Source organism: Pelagibacterium halotolerans B2, assembly GCF_000230555.1.
GTDB lineage: Bacteria > Pseudomonadota > Alphaproteobacteria > Rhizobiales > Devosiaceae > Pelagibacterium > Pelagibacterium halotolerans.
Window position 1 is genome coordinate 1798842 of the sequence record NC_016078.1, and the last position, 15435, is coordinate 1814276.

The window sequence follows — 15435 nt, forward strand, 5'->3', positions numbered from 1 at the left end:
GACGCGCCATGACCGAAACGACAAAACACCGCCACGCCTGGGTCGATGTGGCCAAGGGCCTTTCCATCATCCTCGTGGTGATGATGCATTCCACCTACGGAGTGGGCGAAGCGACCGAACGGGTCGGCTTCATGCACTATATCCTTGGTTTTGCCACCCCGTTCCGCATGCCCGAATTCTTTCTGGTTTCGGGCCTCTTCCTCTCGGCGGTCATCGCCCGCCCATGGCGCAACTTCGCCGACCGCCGCGTCGTCCATTACCTTTATTTCTATGCGCTCTGGGCGGTGATCCTGATAACCTTCAAGCACCTGATCGTCGACCGCGACCCCGCCGGCACGCTCGCCCTTACGGCCAGCGCCATCTACGAGCCCTATTCCATCCTGTGGTTCATTTACGCTTTGGCGGTTTACGGCCTGATCGCCAAGCTGCTCTTTCAGTTGCGCGTGCCCCATATTGCCGTGCTGATCGTGGCCGCTGCGGCATCTATTGCCCCCGTCGCGACGCCGGTCTCAATCGTCAATTACGTGGCCGAGTATTTCGTCTATTTCTATGCCGGCTACGCTCTGGCACCGGCCGTCTTCAGGCTGGCTGAATGGATCCAGTCCCATCCCGCACGCGCTATCGCCGGGCTTGCCGCCTGGGCGCTTGCCAATGGCGCTCTGGTGTTTTCTCCGGGCCATTCCGTCACCTATGGGGTCGTGACCAGCGGCGTCGCTCATATCCCGGGGGCAAACTTTATCATGGCCATGGCCGGCGCCACCGCCATCTGCGCGGCCTCGGTGCTGCTCGCGCGCCTTGCATCCATGGATTGGCTGCGCTGGATCGGCGCCCATTCCATCGTCATCTATCTCAGCTTCGTTATTCCCATGGGCAGTTTCCGGACGGTACTGCTGCGCGTCATGCCCGAAATCGATGCCGGCATCGCCAGCCTTGCCTGCCTGATCGTCGCGATCGTCTGCCCGCTGATCCTCTATTGGATTATCGGCAAAACCGGGTTCGGCAAGTTCCTCTTCGAACGCCCGGCCTGGGCCCATCTCCCCGGCGCGCCGGGGAGCCGCTGGACCCGGCCACCGGTATCCGTCCCGGCCGAATAGACCTTGCTTGAACACTATCGAGGGGATTCGTATGCGCGAGCGTACGAATCCCCTTGCATTTTGCGGCCAGAATCCCGACAAGGCGGCCATCCGGTTCAGCCCCCAAATTCCAAGAAGCGAGACGTAGCGCGATGAAGTCCGCAGTCGTTGTCTTTCCCGGCCTCAACCGCGAACGCGACATGATCGCGGCGCTGACAAAGATCGGCGGCACGCCGCCCGCTGTCGTCTGGCACAAGGATGCCGAACTGCCCGATGTTGACCTGATTGTCATTCCCGGCGGCTTTTCCTACGGCGATTACCTGCGCTGCGGCGCCATCGCCGCCCGCTCGCCCATGATGGATATCATCCGTGAGCGCGCCGAGCAGGGCGTTCATGTCCTCGGTGTCTGCAACGGTTTTCAGATCCTCACCGAAGCCGGCCTGCTCCCCGGCGCCCTGATGCGCAACGCTTCGCTCAAATTCGTCTGCCGCGAGGTCAACCTCGAAGTCGCCAACGCCAACACCCCCTTCTCGCGCCGCTACGAGCAGGGCCAGGTGTTCCGCTGCCCGGTCGCTCACCATGACGGCAATTATTTCGCGGACAACGACACGATCAGATCGCTCGAGGACAACGGCCAGGTGGTCTTCCGCTACACCGCCGAAACCAACCCCAACGGCTCGATCAACAATATCGCCGGCATCACCAACAAGCGCGGCAATGTGCTGGGTATGATGCCGCACCCGGAAAACCTCATCGAGCCCGCCCATGGCGGCGAAGACGGCAGAAACCTTTTCGCGGGTCTTCTAGGCCTACCTGCATGAACGGGACGGGCCAAATGCTGCTTGCGGCGGTCGGGCTGGCCAACGGCCTGGTTGCGATAGGCCTGCAATGGTCGTTGTCCATGCCGGCGCTCTATGGCACCGGCCACAATTTTCTGACCGCCAACATCCATTTCCTGAGCTATCTAACCATCCTGTCCAACACCGGCCTGATTCTGGCCTATGCCGGGACCTTGTTTCCCGTAAAGCCGCTGGCCTGGGCTCGGCACCCGGTCATGCGCGGCATGATGGCAGGCGTCATCACACTTGTAATGATTTTCTATCATTTCCTTTTGGCGCCGCTTCAGGATTTCGAAGGTCCGCATCTGCTCGCAACCACCCTGCTCCACTACGTTGCACCCACGCTCTATATCGTCTGGTGGATCGGATTCGTGCCGCATGGCCAGTTGGCTTGGCGCAACCTGCCCCTCATGCTGGTCCCAACGCTGATCTATTTTCTCTATACTCTGGCCAGAGGTGCCCTTGTTGCCGAGTACCCCTATCCGCCCCTCGACGTTGCGGCCCTGGGCTATGAGCGTGTCCTCGTCAACGCCTTGATGGTCGCCGTGGGCCTCGCCGTACTTTGTATGTTTGCAATTTTTCTCGATCGTCTGCTTGGACGAAAAAATCCAATCGCGCCCTGATCCCGAACCGTTTCCAGAAATCACCCCACATGACCCTCCGCAACGACATCGAAATCACCCCCGAACTCGTCGCCAATCACGGCCTCAAGCCTGACGAATACCAGAAGATTCTCGACCTGATCGGGCGTGAACCGACTTTCACCGAACTCGGCATCTTCTCGGCCATGTGGAACGAGCACTGTTCCTACAAGAGCTCGAAAAAATGGCTCAAGACGCTGCCAACCAAGGGCCCCCGCGTGTTGCAGGGACCGGGCGAAAATGCGGGCGTTGTCGATATCGGGGATGGTCAGGCCGTCGTCTTCAAGATGGAATCGCACAACCACCCGTCCTTCATCGAGCCCTATCAGGGCGCGGCGACCGGCGTTGGCGGCATCCTGCGCGACGTCTTCACCATGGGCGCACGCCCCATCGCGGCGATGAACGCCCTGCGCTTCGGAGAGCCCAATCACGAAAAGACAAAGCACCTCGTCTCAGGCGTCGTGGCCGGCGTCGGCGGCTATGGCAATTCCTTCGGCGTCCCCACGGTTGGCGGTGAAGTCCAGTTCGATGCCCGTTACAATGGCAATATCCTCGTCAATGCGTTTGCGGCCGGGCTTGCCGATGCCGACAAGATTTTCCTCTCCGAAGCCAAGGGCGTCGGCCTGCCCGTCGTTTATCTCGGGGCCAAGACCGGACGCGATGGCGTCGGTGGCGCGACTATGGCCTCGGCCGAATTTGGCGACGACATCGAGGAAAAGCGCCCCACCGTCCAGGTCGGCGATCCCTTCACCGAAAAGCGCCTGCTCGAAGCCTGTCTCGAACTGATGAAGACCGGTGCGGTCATCGCCATTCAGGACATGGGCGCGGCAGGCCTCACCTGCTCGGCCGTCGAAATGGGCGCCAAGGGCGATCTGGGGATCGAACTCAACCTCGATGCCGTCCCTGTCCGCGAAGAGCGCATGACGCCCTACGAGATGATGCTGTCCGAATCCCAGGAGCGCATGCTCATGGTCCTCCATCCTGAAAAGGAAGCCCAGGCCCGCGCCGTGTTCGAGAAATGGGAACTCGATTTCGCCACCGTCGGCAAGACCACCGACGATTTGCGCTTCCGCGTTCTGTTCCAGGGCGATGAAGTCGCCAACCTTCCCATAAAGGAACTGGGCGACGAGGCCCCCGAATACGACCGCCCCTGGGTCGCCCCGACACTGCCCGCCCCGTTCGATCCCGCAACGGTGCCCGATACGGATGTGGCGGACGCCCTGTTGGCGCTCCTCAACTCCGCCAATCATTCCTCCCGCCGCTGGGTTTATGAGCAATACGACACCCTCATTCAGGGCAATTCGCTCCAGACCCCAGGCGGCGATGGCGGCGTCGTGCGCGTCGATGGCCACCCCACAAAGGCGCTGGCCTTTTCCTCGGACGTCAATCCGCGCTATTGCGAAGCCGATCCCTTCGAGGGCGGCAAGCAGGCCGTTGCCGAATGCTGGCGCAACCTGATCGCCACCGGTGCCGAACCGCTCGCGGCCACCGACAATCTCAATTTCGGCAATCCCGAGCGTCCCGAAATCATGGGCCAGATCGTCCACGCCATCAAAGGCATTGGCGAGGCCTGTACCGCGCTCGATTTCCCCATCGTTTCGGGCAATGTCTCGCTCTACAACGAAACCAATGGCCGAGGCATCCTGCCCACACCCACCATCGCCGGCGTCGGTCTGATCGAAGACCATGCGAAAATGGCCCGCGCCGGTTTCGCCCGCGAAGGCGATGTGATCGTCCTGATTGGCGCCCCCGAAAACTGGGGCAGCCATCTGGGCCAATCGGCCTATCTGCGCGACGTTCTGGGCCGCCGCGAAGGCAATGCGCCTTACGTCGACCTCGACCATGAGAAAAAGGCTGGGCTTTTCGTCCTTTCCCTCATCCGCAGCGGCAAAGTGCGCTCGGCCCACGATCTGTCCGATGGCGGGCTCGCCCTCGGCCTGGCCGAAGCGGCGATCAAATCGGGCATCGGCGCTGAAATCCCGGCACCCGGACACGAAACCCTCGCCACCTGGTTCGGTGAGGATCAGGGCCGCTATGTCGTTACCGCGTCCGCCAACGCGGCCGAGGAAATCGTGGCCGCCTCCCCCGTTTCCGCCGCCATTATCGGCACAACGGGCGGCGACACCTTGAAGCTGGGCACGGCCCGGTCCATATCGATTGCAGATCTCAATGCCGCCTACGAAGGCTGGTTTCCGACTTTCATGGGCGCTACAATCAACTAGGTTCCGACGTGCTCACCACAGCACGACAAGAAAGAAAGTGCCTCACATGCCAATGGATGCAGCCGAAATCGAGACCCTCATCAAACAGGCTCTCCCCGATGCGAAGGTTGATATCCGCGATCTGGCCGGCGATGGCGACCACTACGCCGCCACCGTCACCTCCGAGGAGTTCCGCGGCAAATCCCGCGTGCAGCAGCACCAGCTCGTCTATCAGGCGCTCAAAGGCAATATGGGCGGCGAATTGCATGCCCTGGCGCTGACCACCAACGCCCCCGATTGAGCCTGAAATGAGCCTGCGCGACAGCCTCGATCTTATCAGGGCCGTCAATCCCGAAGGCGGCCATGCCGTTCTCGAACACGAGATCATGGGCGAGCGCGCCGCCTCGCTCGGTGCCGCCGAACAACGGGTCGCAAAGACCGTTTCGGCCTATAACACTGCCACGCCTGGCGAACGCACCGAACAGCTCGCCGCCGCGCAAAATGCCGTATGGGCTTATTTCGTCCAGCGCGAGTTGTGCGGCTTCAAGCGCCATCAGGACGTGATCGCCGCCTTCGCAATTCCCCGCGAAGTGCTAAACGGGCTGGGTGCCGTTCGCCGATGATTGAAGGGGGTGACCTCGACATGGCCACCATCATCCCCTATCTATCGGGAAACGCCGATCAACGCCCCGAACCTCCCCAACGGGCCGAAAGGACATTTGTGATGAGCGACATCAACGCATTTATTGACCAGCAGGTGAAGTCCAACGACGTCTTCCTGTTCATGAAGGGCACGCCCGATTTTCCTCAATGCGGGTTTTCGGGACAGGTCGTCCAGATTCTCAACTACCTCGGCGTCGAATACAATTCCGCCAACGTCCTTGAAACCGACGAGCTGCGTCAGGGCATCAAGGACTATTCCAACTGGCCCACCATTCCCCAGCTCTACGTGAAGGGCGAATTCGTCGGCGGCTGCGACATCATCCGTGAAATGTTCCAGGCCGGCGAGCTCCAGACCCATTTCGAAAACGCCGGCATTCCGGTCAAGCAAACCGCCTGACCGGCCAATCGCCGCAACAAAAAAGCCCCAGGCCTCGCTTGGGGCTTTTTTGTTGCCGACGGCATTAGATCAATTCTGTTGATGATATCCATCGCTTTTTTTCGTTTGTGACACGCTCGGAAGTCTTTATCGTTATCCGACGATAAAAGTGGAATCCCGAAAAATGTCCGCCATAACCGCCCGCCGCGTCCTGCCGGTCCCCTTGCCTGTCATCATCGTGGCCGGCTGCTTCATCGCCATGGTGACCTTTGGCGCCCGTTCCACCTCCGGCATTTTCCTCCTGCCCATGACCGAGGACCTCGGCTGGTCGCGCGAGGGCTTTGCCATGGCGCTGGCCATCCAGAACCTTGTCTGGGGCATCACCCAGCCCTTCGCCGGCGGCATGGCCGACAAGTTCGGCACCGGACGTGTTCTTGCGGCGGGGGCCCTGGTTTATGCGCTGGGCCTGTTTTTGTGGTCCATCACGCCAACCGAGGGCATATTCATGCTCACCGGCGGCGTCCTGATGGGCGTCGGCATCGGTACGGCCTCGTTCGGCGTGGTCATGGCAGCCTTTGGTCGCGCCGTTCCGCCGGAAAAGCGCTCCTTTGTGTTCGGCATCGCCACCGCCGCGTCGTCCATGGGTCAGTTCGTCTTCGCTCCGCTCGGTCAGGCTTTCATCTCGAATTTCGGCTGGCAGACGGCGCTGGTCTATCTCGGGCTTATCATTCTCATGGTTGTCCCGCTCTCGACAATGCTGCGCGGCCAGACCCAAAGCGCGCCGGGTGACGCCGATATGCCGTTCATGCAGGCACTCTCCAAGGCGTTGGGCCATGGTTCCTATCGCCTGCTTGTCATCGGCTTTTTCGTCTGCGGCTTCCATCTGGCCTTTATCACGGTCCACTTTCCGGCTTTCCTTGTCCAGTGTGGGCTGACGCCGGAAGCCAGTTCCTGGGCGCTGGGCCTGATTGGCCTGTTCAACGTTGCGGGCTCGCTGTTGGCCGGCTGGCTGGGCGACAGGCTGCCCAAGCAGATCCTGCTTTCGGTCATCTATCTGCTGCGTGCCGTTGGCACCGCTGCCTTCCTGCTGCTGCCGATTACCGAGGTCAGCGCCTATATCTACGCGGCAACCCTGGGCATGCTCTGGCTGGCCACTGTGCCGTTGACCGCCGGACTGGTCAGCCTTTTCTTCGGTCCGCGCTATATGGGCATGCTCTATGGCGTTGCCTTCCTCTCGCACCAGATCGGATCGTTCTTCGGGGTCTGGCTGGGGGGCGTCTCCTACGACATGACCGGCGATTACTACGCCGTCTGGTATCTGGGCATTATCATCGGCCTGCTCTCGGCGGCAATTCACATCCCGATCAAGGAAGTCAAGGCGCCCGCCTTCATTGGCCCTCAACCTGCCCCCATCGGCTAGTGCCGATTTTAGGGTTGCCAAACCCGGCAGAGGGGTTCAAGCTTTACCAACAAGGCCGGGCCGACGAGTCCCGGCCTTGCCATTTCCAGGGTATCCCCATGACGACCACCACCGCCGCGACCCGGGACGTTTCCCGGCCAGAATTTATTGCCCTGATTGCAGGGCTCATGGCGCTCAACGCCATGGCAATCGATGTCATGCTGCCTGCGCTGCCCTATATGGGCGAGGCGCTGGGGGTGATGAATGAAAACGACCGCCATTATGTGCTCACCGCCTATATGCTCGGATTCGGCGCGGCCCAGATCGCGTTCGGCCCGCTTTCGGATCGTTTCGGGCGCCGTGCTCCGCTCATGGTCGGTCTGGTCATCTATGTCATCGCGGCCTTTGCCGCTGCATTCTCGCCGACATTTGCAACGCTTCTGGTGCTTCGCTTTGTTCAGGGCATGGGCGCCGCATCGACGCGCGTGATCGCCACATCCCTGGTGCGCGACCGGTTTGGTGGCCGGGCGATGGCCGAGGTGATGTCGCTTGTGTTCATGGTGTTCATGATTATTCCGGTCATCGCGCCGGCGGTCGGCCAGGTCCTCCTGCTGACCGGTCCTTGGGAGTACATCTTCTTCTTCATGGCCGCACTCGGATTGGTCATCGCAATCTGGGCGTTCCTGCGGCTGCCCGAAACATTGCTGCCGGAAAACCGCCGTGCCCTGCGCCTTAAGGTGATCGTGGAGGGCTTCCGGCTGGTTTTCACCAACAAGATGGCCTTCAGCTACGGGCTTTCGGCAATGTTTGTGTTCGGCGCCCTGTTCGGCTTTATCAGCACCGCTCAGCAGATCTATGTCGACATCTACGACCTGGGCGCCTATTTCCCCGTGGCCTTTGCCGCGATTGCCGGGCTGATGTCGGTTTCCTCCTACACCAATTCGCGCATGGTCCGGAAAATCGGCATGCGGCGGTTGAGCCATGGCGCCATGCTGGTCTTCACGGTGATGAGCGGCATCTGGCTCCTTGTCTCGCTCACCGGTTTCATGCCGCTCTGGCTGTTCCTGGCGTTCCTTGCCGTCATCATGTTCATGTTCGGTTGGTCGATGGCCAATATCAACTCACTGGCCATGGAGCCGCTCGGCAAGGTCGCCGGCACCGCGTCAGCCGTCTTCGGGCTGATCCAGACGGTTGGCGGCGCCTTGATCGGCACGGCGATCGGTCAATTCTATAACGGCACGATCACGCCCATTGCCGCGGGATACTTCGTCCTCGGCTGTGTAGCACTGGGCTTCATCCTGATCGCGGAAAACGGCAAACTGTTTGGCGTCGGCGAAGAATACCGCGAAGACGCAGTGCCGGCCGATATACACTGAGATGCAGTGCCCGCCGATAGGCTAGAGCGCGTCCAGCAAAAGTGGAAACGGTTTTGCGGTTCGGACGCGCGAAGAAACAACAACTTAGAGGATTTTCGCGATTCGAAGAAAAGCGGAAATGCTCTAAAGCGTAAACACCTCACGGCGCAGCTCGTCCCAGCTCTCCTTGCTGCCTGCCACCAGAAGCCCGCCCTCCATATGGGCGGGCCTGTAAGGTGACCCGTCGAAATGGGCGACATGGGCGCCCGCTTCCACCATCATCAGCGATCCCGCGGCGTGATCCCAGGGGGTGAGCTTGTTGTACATCATGAAGTTGAGGCTGCCGCCCGCCCCCAGCCGATATTCATGCCCCGCGCAGCGATAGGCCGCCAGCGTATGCACCTTGGCCAGATTGCCCAGAATCTCGGCCCGCTTTTCCTTGGCGATATAGGACGCCGACGCGGTTCCGGCCATTTCGTCCAGCGGCACCGGATCGGCAAATTTCTGCGCCAGCATACGCCCATCGGGGAACACCTGAAAACACCCGCAGCCACGCTCGGTCATCATCCAGTCGTCACCGACCGGATCGTAGATCACCCCTGCAACCACTTCCCCCTTATGGACCACCGCCGCCATCACCGCGAACAAGGGCAAGCCGGCGGCGAAATTCCACGTGCCGTCCACCGGGTCGACATAGACCACGGTCTCGTTTTCGAAATGGGTGTCGAGCAGTTTCGGGTTGGCCGCCACCGCCTCTTCGCCGATCACCACGGTCTGGGGCGACGCGGTCTTGATGGCATTGGTAATGAAACGCTCGGAAGCCTCGTCAGCCTCGGTCACCAGATCATGAACATGGGACTTGGTGCGGATCGCGCCTTCGTCGAGCCGCCGGAAGCGCGGCATGATCTCGGTTTTTGCGGCCTCGCGCAGGATGGCGGTCAGGCGCTCGATATTCATTGGTCCACCCCCGCCGCCAGCGCGGCGAAATCGAAAAGTTTCGGGTCCAGCATGTGGCTGGGATTGATATTGCCCAGCGCCCGGATCATCACGTCCTTGCGCCCCGGCATCTTGCGCTCGAAATCGTCGAGCATCGCCTTCATCGCATTGCGCTGGAGCCCGTCCTGTGAGCCGCACAGATCGCAGGGGATGATGGGAAATTCCAATGCCTCGGCAAACCGGGCGAGATCGGCCTCGGCGCACAGCGCCAGGGGCCGCAGAACCTCGACGTCCCCCTCGTCATTGAGCAGTTTCGGCGGCATCGCCGCCAGCTTTCCCCCGTGAAACAGGTTCATGAAGAAGGTTTCCAGAATATCCTCGCGATGGTGACCCAGCACCAGCGCCGAACATCCTTCCTCGCGCGCGATGCGATAAAGATGTCCGCGCCGCAGCCGCGAGCACAGCGAGCAGTACGTTGCACCGGCCGGCAGCTTGTCGGTAACGATCGAATAGGTGTCCTGATATTCGATCCGATGCGCGATCCCGTTGCTTTCGAGAAATTCGGGCAGGATGTGTTTGGGAAAGTTCGGCTGTCCCTGATCGAGGTTGCACGCCAGAAATTCGACCGGCAAAAGCCCGCGCCATTTGAGATCGAGCAGCACCGCCAGCAACCCGTAGCTGTCCTTGCCGCCCGACAGGGCCACCAGCCACTTCGCACCCGGTCTGATCATTCCATAGGTATCGAGTGTCTCGCGCACCTGACGGATCAGGCGTTTGCGCAGCTTGTTGAATTCGACACCCGCCGGCGCGTTGCGGAACAGCGCCGGACAGGAATCGTCGATATCCGCGATCGGTTCGGCAATGCTCATTTTGAACCCTTCTCACGCCAATTAAAGAGTGAAGCTTCGGCGCATGCGCTTGATACATGCCGCCGGGGCGCGGGAAAAGGGGGAGGCGGCCGATTTGACGTCTGCAGGCCGGGCGAAACCCCACTTAGGGGTCACCCGGCCCAGTGACGCAGAACAAGGTCGCTGTCAACCCGTTCGAGCCGGACCCGTCAGGAACCAATCTGCGATCCGGCTTGCACCTCCATATCGTTCAAGCCTTGCCCTCCCATCAACGGGTCGCTACGCATTCTTGTCAAAAACCGGTCAATTGCCTTGGATCGGCCCAGATACCGCCCTTTCTTACTCTTGCATGTGCCGAATTCCCGGCCTTAGATCATCGTCCGCGACCCGCAGCGGAAAGGCGAGTCGTCCTCTTGTGCGGAGTACGCAATGTTTCGATCCTTCTTCCCCGTCCCCAAGCTCTTTTTTTCATCCCTGCTTGGCGTGATGCTCGTGGCCATCCTTGCCTGGACCAGCATCGGTCCAACGCTGCAGCCCTATTTGAGTATCGATCGGCTGATCCTCCCCCCGGCCTGCGCCCCGACCGAAGCGGAAGCGCCTCCCGGCGTCGGCGATACCGCCCAGGCCGTTCCGGGCGCCGAACTTACCGAACCCGATCTGCCCGATTCATCGGTAACTCAATCGGATTCTCCCGCTGCAAGCGAAGTCCGCTGCCTGCCCGAAGGTTCATTCCTCACAGCCGAACGCGTCTGGTTCTACCAATACCTGCTCATCCTCGCCGCCGCGTTCTGCGTATTCTGGTACTTTTACAAGCGCAATGAGTGGTACTGGTGGTCGGTGGTCAGCACCGTGGCGATCATGCTGCTGGTCTATTTCAACGTCCAGGTCGACGCCTTCATCAACAACTGGCAAGGCCGCTTCTTCAACACAATGCAAATGGCCCTGACCGAGCCCGGCTCGGTCACACCGGAAGAGTTTTACGGCCAGATCATGGAGGCCTTCGTCGTCCTGATGCCCCGCATCATCGTCGCGGTGATCGTCGCCTTCTATACGGCCCATTATGTCTTTCGCTGGCGCAAGGCGATGAACTCCTACTACATGGCCTGGTGGCCCTCGATCCGCACCACCGAGGGCGCGGCCCAGCGCGTCCAGGAAGACACGATGCGCTTTGCTTCGATCACCGAGGATCTCGGCGTCGCCTTCCTCGATTCCCTGATTACGCTTGTGGTGTTCATTCCGCTCTTGTGGACGCTGTCTCAAAACGTCACCTCCCTGCCCCTGATCGGCGACGTTCCGGGCAGCCTTGTCTGGGTGGCTTTGCTCTCGGCGGCTTTCGGCACGGTGCTTCTCGCCCTCGTCGGGTTCAAGCTGCCGGGCCTCAATTTCGAGAACCAGAAGGTCGAGGCGGCCTACCGCAAGGAATTGGTCTATGGCGAAGACCACGAGGAATACGCCCAGCCAGCCACTTGGAAGGAACTTTTCGCCAATGTGCAGAAGAACTATTTCCGCCTCTACTGGCACTACACCTACTTCAATCTCGCCCGTTACGGCTATCTCAACCTGGCGGGCTACATCCCCCTCCTCGCCCTCTCGCCGTCAATTCTTGCCGGCGCGTTGACGCTGGGCCTCTACCAGCAGGTGCAGCAGGCGTTCGGCCAGGTGGCCTCATCGTTCCAGTTCCTGGCCCGCGCCTGGTCCACGGTCATCGAACTGCTCTCGGTCCACAAGCGCCTTATGCACTTTGAGAGCCACATCCCGCGCGATCAGGAGCCGATCAAGGAATCGGTCAGCGAATACGCGAGCTGACAAACAAAAAAGGGCCGCCCACCGGGCGGCCCTTTTCTCTTTAAACTGTGTGCTTCGCTTAGCGCGAATAGAATTCGACGACCAGGTTCGGTTCCATCTGCACCGGATAGGGCACATCGCTAAGGGCCGGAACACGGACGAAGGTCGCGGTCATCTTGGAGTGATCGGCGTCCACGTAATCGGGCACGTCACGCTCGGCGAGCTGGACGGCTTCGAGAACGATGGTGAGCTGCTTGGAGCGCTCACGGATCGAGATCACATCGCCCGGCTGCACGTTGTAGCTCGGGATGTTGACGCGCTTGCCGTTGACCTGAACATGGCCATGGTTGACGAACTGACGCGCCGCGAACACGGTCGGCACGAATTTGGCGCGATAAACGATGGCGTCCAGACGGCTTTCGAGAATGCCGATCAGGTTTTCGCCGGTGTCACCACGGCGACGGGCGGCTTCGGCGTAAACGCGCTTGAAGGCCTTTTCGGTGATCGAGCCATAATAGCCCTTGAGCTTCTGCTTGGCGCGGAGCTGAATACCGAAATCGGAAAGCTTGCTCTTGCGGCGCTGGCCGTGCTGGCCGGGGCCATAGGCGCGGGCATTGAGCGGGGACTTCGGACGACCCCAGATATTTTCGCCGAGACGGCGGTCGATCTTGTGCTTTTGCGTATGACGTTTCGACATCGCATGTCCTTTTTAAACCAGAAATAAAAGACAGCGCCCTCCTCTGTCCTGCCGAAAGGCAGAACCGACAGACCGTGCGAAAAACGTGAATTCCAGGTCCGGCTCGAAAGCCGACCCCAAAACGCAAACCGACGGTCCCGGGTGCTTCCCGATGGGCAAAGCCGATCAGGATGGCCGGTTTCTATGGGGCAAAGCGCATAAAGTCAAGCGCTGCGGGCGGCCCTGCGCTCGCGGTGGAAGACGTAGAGCCCGGAGGCCAGGATGATCGCCGTGCCCACCCATGTCCACAGGTCCGGAAAATCGCCGAACACGATATATCCCACGATCGTCGCCCCGATGATCTCGATATACTGGAACGGCGCCAGCGTCGAAGCCGGCGTGCGCCGAAAGGCTTCGGCGAACAGAAAGAAGGTCAGCCCCGAGAACATGCCCATGAACACCAGCAACCCCCAGGGTCCGCTGCTATCGATACCGCCCGAAAGACTTACCAACTGGAACTGGCCCAGCAGCGCAAAACCGACCCCGATCAACGCCATCGCAATAAGCGAAAACCAGAACTGCATGGAAATGGCGTCCATGTGCTGCCCCAGCTTGCGCATGACGATGGCATTGGAGGCAAATCCGGTCGCTGCGATCAGCGGCAGGATCGACGCCCAGCCGAAAATATCCCAACTCGGCCGAATGACGACAACCGCGCCAACCAGCCCCACGGCCACCGCCACATAGCGCCGCCAGCCGGTCTTCTCACCCAGCAACAGGCCCGAAAGCACCGTCAGGATCAACGGCTCGACGAAAAAGATCGCGATCGCCGTGGCAATCGGCATGGTGACGAACGCCCCGATCAGCGAGGAGAGAACGACCGCCATCGTCGCCCCGCCCACAAGCATCAGCCCCCATGGCCCCCGCGCCAGCCGCCGGCGCGTTACCACAATGAACAGCCCCAGCATCGCCATCTGAAACCCGAACCGCCAGAAGGCGATCTCGAACGGGTTGAGAATACCCGTCAGGCTTTTCGACATCGCATCGCTGATCGGCACCAGCAGCACGGCCGCGATCATAAGCGCCATCCCGCTTTGCGGTGACCCTGCCCCGGCCTTGGGAGCGGGCGATTGCGTGGCGACCATAATATACCTGATTGGAAAACACGGGTGGGATTTGCTCCCTACCCTAGCCACGAGACTGCCGCCGGGCAACCTCGACCCTATTCGGCCTCGTCCTCGCCCTTGTGCCGGGATGGATTGGGCCGCTCGTGCCGCCGGTCGAGCGCCGCGACGATGCCGCGAAGCGTACGCACCTCCTGCGCGTTGAACCCACCGCGCGCGAACATGGCGCGGATATTGTTCATCATGCCGGGCCGCTTGGCCGGCGTCTTGAAAAACCCTGCCCGGTCCAGCGCCTCGCCAAGTTGTTCGGTCATCGCCGCCAATTGTCCGCGTGGCGCCGGCTCCCCCTCATCGGCCGAAAACGGCAATGGCTGGTCCTTGAGCGCTGCCCGCCGCCATTCATAGGCCAGAACCAGCACGGCCTGGGCGATATTGAGCGAGGCAAAGGCCGGCTCGACCGGCAGCGTCACGATGGCATCGGCCAGCGCCACCTCGTCATTGTTGAGCCCCCAGCGCTCACGCCCGAACAGGATGCCCGCCTTCTGCCCGCCCCCGATATGGGCCGAAAGCCGGTCCGCCGCTTCGTCGGGGCCGATCACCGGCTTGAACATCTCCCGGTTGCGCGCCGTCGTGGCGAGCACCAGATTGAGGTCCGCCATCGCCTCGGTCAACGTCTCGAACACCTGCACCCGCTCGATCACCGGCAGCGCCTTGGCCGCCGAAGCTGTGGCCTTTTCGTTCGGCCACCCGTCGCGCGGATTGACCAGCCGCAGATCCCAAAGCCCGAAATTGGCCATGGCGCGCGCCGCCGCGCCGATATTTTCGCCAAGCTGCGGCTCGACAAGAATGATCGCCGGCGTGGGCCGGAACGCGAATTCCTTGCTGCTGTCGGTCCCCGCCATCAGTTTGCTCCCTGCGCCGCGCGCCATTCATCTTCGAGGATGGCGTAAACCAACTCCTGGTCCCACTCCCCCTTGAAAATCGCATGCTCCCGAAAATGGGCCTCGCGCCGCATGCCAAGCTTTTCCATCACCCGCCACGAGCCGGTGTTGCGCGCATCGCAACGCGCCGAAATCCTGTGCAAACCAACCTGCCCGAAGCCAACGGCAAGCACCGCCTCCATCGCTTCGGTCGCATAACCCTGCCCCTGAAACGCTGGGCTCATAACATAGCCGATCTGCCCCTGCCGGGCCGCCAGGTCCTCAAACATCAGCACCACGTCGCCGATCAACGCCCCGCTTGTCCTGAGCACCACGGCATATTGAATGCCTTCGCTGTTCTCGCCCGTTCCATCCATGGCGATCCAGCGCGGGATCAACTCGCGGACACGCTCGAGCGAACGCGGCTCCCACATGCAATAGCGCGCGACTTCAGGCAGCCCTTGATAGGCGGCCGTCGCCTCCGCGTCGGCGGGCGTAAATTTGCGCAGGATCAGCCGCTTGGTCTCAATGGGAAAAAAGGTCATCAGCTCGACGCCCGGTTACCCCGGGGTCAGTAATGCCTGCCGCTCGCAATGGCA

General features: G+C 61.2%; 16 protein-coding genes. 10 read left to right on the top strand and 6 right to left on the bottom strand.

The window, feature by feature from the left end:
* Positions 1-8: 8 nt before the first annotated feature.
* The 9 genes from KKY_RS08825 to KKY_RS08865 all read left to right on the top strand — a co-directional run bounded on the left by KKY_RS08825 (position 9) and on the right by KKY_RS08865 (position 8568).
* Positions 9-1094, top strand: coding sequence for an acyltransferase family protein (locus tag KKY_RS08825; RefSeq protein ID WP_014130980.1), 1086 nt, complete (start codon positions 9-11; stop codon positions 1092-1094).
* A 131-nt stretch (positions 1095-1225) separates the two neighbouring features.
* Positions 1226-1894 carry a phosphoribosylformylglycinamidine synthase subunit PurQ gene (purQ, locus tag KKY_RS08830; RefSeq protein WP_014130981.1) on the top strand — a complete coding sequence of 223 codons (669 nt, stop codon included), beginning with the start codon at positions 1226-1228 and terminating at the stop codon, positions 1892-1894.
* A 14-nt stretch (positions 1895-1908) separates the two neighbouring features.
* On the top strand, positions 1909-2535 hold the full coding sequence (locus KKY_RS08835) for a Pr6Pr family membrane protein (protein ID WP_014130982.1): 627 nt from the start codon (positions 1909-1911) through the stop codon (positions 2533-2535).
* A gap of 29 nt (positions 2536-2564) precedes the next feature.
* Positions 2565-4775, top strand: a complete 2211-nt coding sequence (gene purL, locus KKY_RS08840) for a phosphoribosylformylglycinamidine synthase subunit PurL (RefSeq protein WP_014130983.1) — start codon at positions 2565-2567, stop codon at positions 4773-4775.
* Between the two features lie 46 nt (positions 4776-4821).
* Positions 4822-5055 carry a BolA family protein gene (locus KKY_RS08845; protein WP_014130984.1) on the top strand — a complete coding sequence of 78 codons (234 nt, stop codon included), beginning with the start codon at positions 4822-4824 and terminating at the stop codon, positions 5053-5055.
* Positions 5056-5062: 7 nt separating this feature from the next.
* On the top strand, positions 5063-5377 hold the full coding sequence (locus KKY_RS08850; protein ID WP_014130985.1) for a DUF6665 family protein: 315 nt from the start codon (positions 5063-5065) through the stop codon (positions 5375-5377).
* Between the two features lie 101 nt (positions 5378-5478).
* Complete coding sequence (gene grxD / locus KKY_RS08855; protein WP_041529268.1) at positions 5479-5814, top strand: Grx4 family monothiol glutaredoxin; 336 nt, start codon at positions 5479-5481, stop codon at positions 5812-5814.
* Positions 5815-5977: 163 nt separating this feature from the next.
* Positions 5978-7213 (top strand): MFS transporter, encoded by a 1236-nt coding sequence (locus KKY_RS08860; protein ID WP_014130987.1) that lies wholly within the window; start codon positions 5978-5980, stop codon positions 7211-7213.
* Between the two features lie 98 nt (positions 7214-7311).
* Positions 7312-8568 (top strand): multidrug effflux MFS transporter, encoded by a 1257-nt coding sequence (locus tag KKY_RS08865; RefSeq protein ID WP_014130988.1) that lies wholly within the window; start codon positions 7312-7314, stop codon positions 8566-8568.
* Positions 8569-8691: 123 nt separating this feature from the next.
* Here KKY_RS08865 and KKY_RS08870 read toward each other — a convergent pair whose 3' ends face one another.
* Both KKY_RS08870 and ttcA read right to left on the bottom strand, forming a co-directional pair.
* A complete protein-coding gene (locus KKY_RS08870; protein WP_014130989.1) occupies positions 8692-9504 on the bottom strand; it encodes an inositol monophosphatase family protein in 813 nt (270 codons plus the stop codon).
* A complete protein-coding gene (gene ttcA, locus KKY_RS08875; RefSeq protein ID WP_014130990.1) occupies positions 9501-10352 on the bottom strand; it encodes a tRNA 2-thiocytidine(32) synthetase TtcA in 852 nt (283 codons plus the stop codon). Before ttcA ends, KKY_RS08870 begins: the two co-directional genes overlap by 4 nt.
* A 408-nt stretch (positions 10353-10760) precedes the next feature.
* Between ttcA and KKY_RS08880 the strand changes: the two genes are divergently transcribed.
* Positions 10761-12137 carry a peptide transporter gene (locus tag KKY_RS08880; protein WP_014130991.1) on the top strand — a complete coding sequence of 459 codons (1377 nt, stop codon included), beginning with the start codon at positions 10761-10763 and terminating at the stop codon, positions 12135-12137.
* A gap of 58 nt (positions 12138-12195) precedes the next feature.
* Here the strand turns inward: KKY_RS08880 and rpsD are convergent, their stop codons facing one another.
* From rpsD to KKY_RS08900, 4 genes are all read right to left on the bottom strand, one after another.
* Positions 12196-12813 carry a 30S ribosomal protein S4 gene (gene rpsD, locus KKY_RS08885; protein ID WP_014130992.1) on the bottom strand — a complete coding sequence of 206 codons (618 nt, stop codon included), beginning with the start codon at positions 12811-12813 and terminating at the stop codon, positions 12196-12198.
* A gap of 203 nt (positions 12814-13016) precedes the next feature.
* Complete coding sequence (locus KKY_RS08890) at positions 13017-13880, bottom strand: DMT family transporter (RefSeq protein WP_041529270.1); 864 nt, start codon at positions 13878-13880, stop codon at positions 13017-13019.
* A 134-nt stretch (positions 13881-14014) separates the two neighbouring features.
* Positions 14015-14818: an RNA methyltransferase gene (locus KKY_RS08895; protein WP_014130994.1), complete on the bottom strand. Its 804-nt coding sequence runs from the start codon at positions 14816-14818 to the stop codon at positions 14015-14017.
* Complete coding sequence (locus KKY_RS08900) at positions 14818-15381, bottom strand: GNAT family N-acetyltransferase (RefSeq protein ID WP_014130995.1); 564 nt, start codon at positions 15379-15381, stop codon at positions 14818-14820. The genes KKY_RS08895 and KKY_RS08900 overlap by 1 nt, the downstream gene beginning before the upstream one ends.
* Positions 15382-15435: the final 54 nt, after the last annotated feature.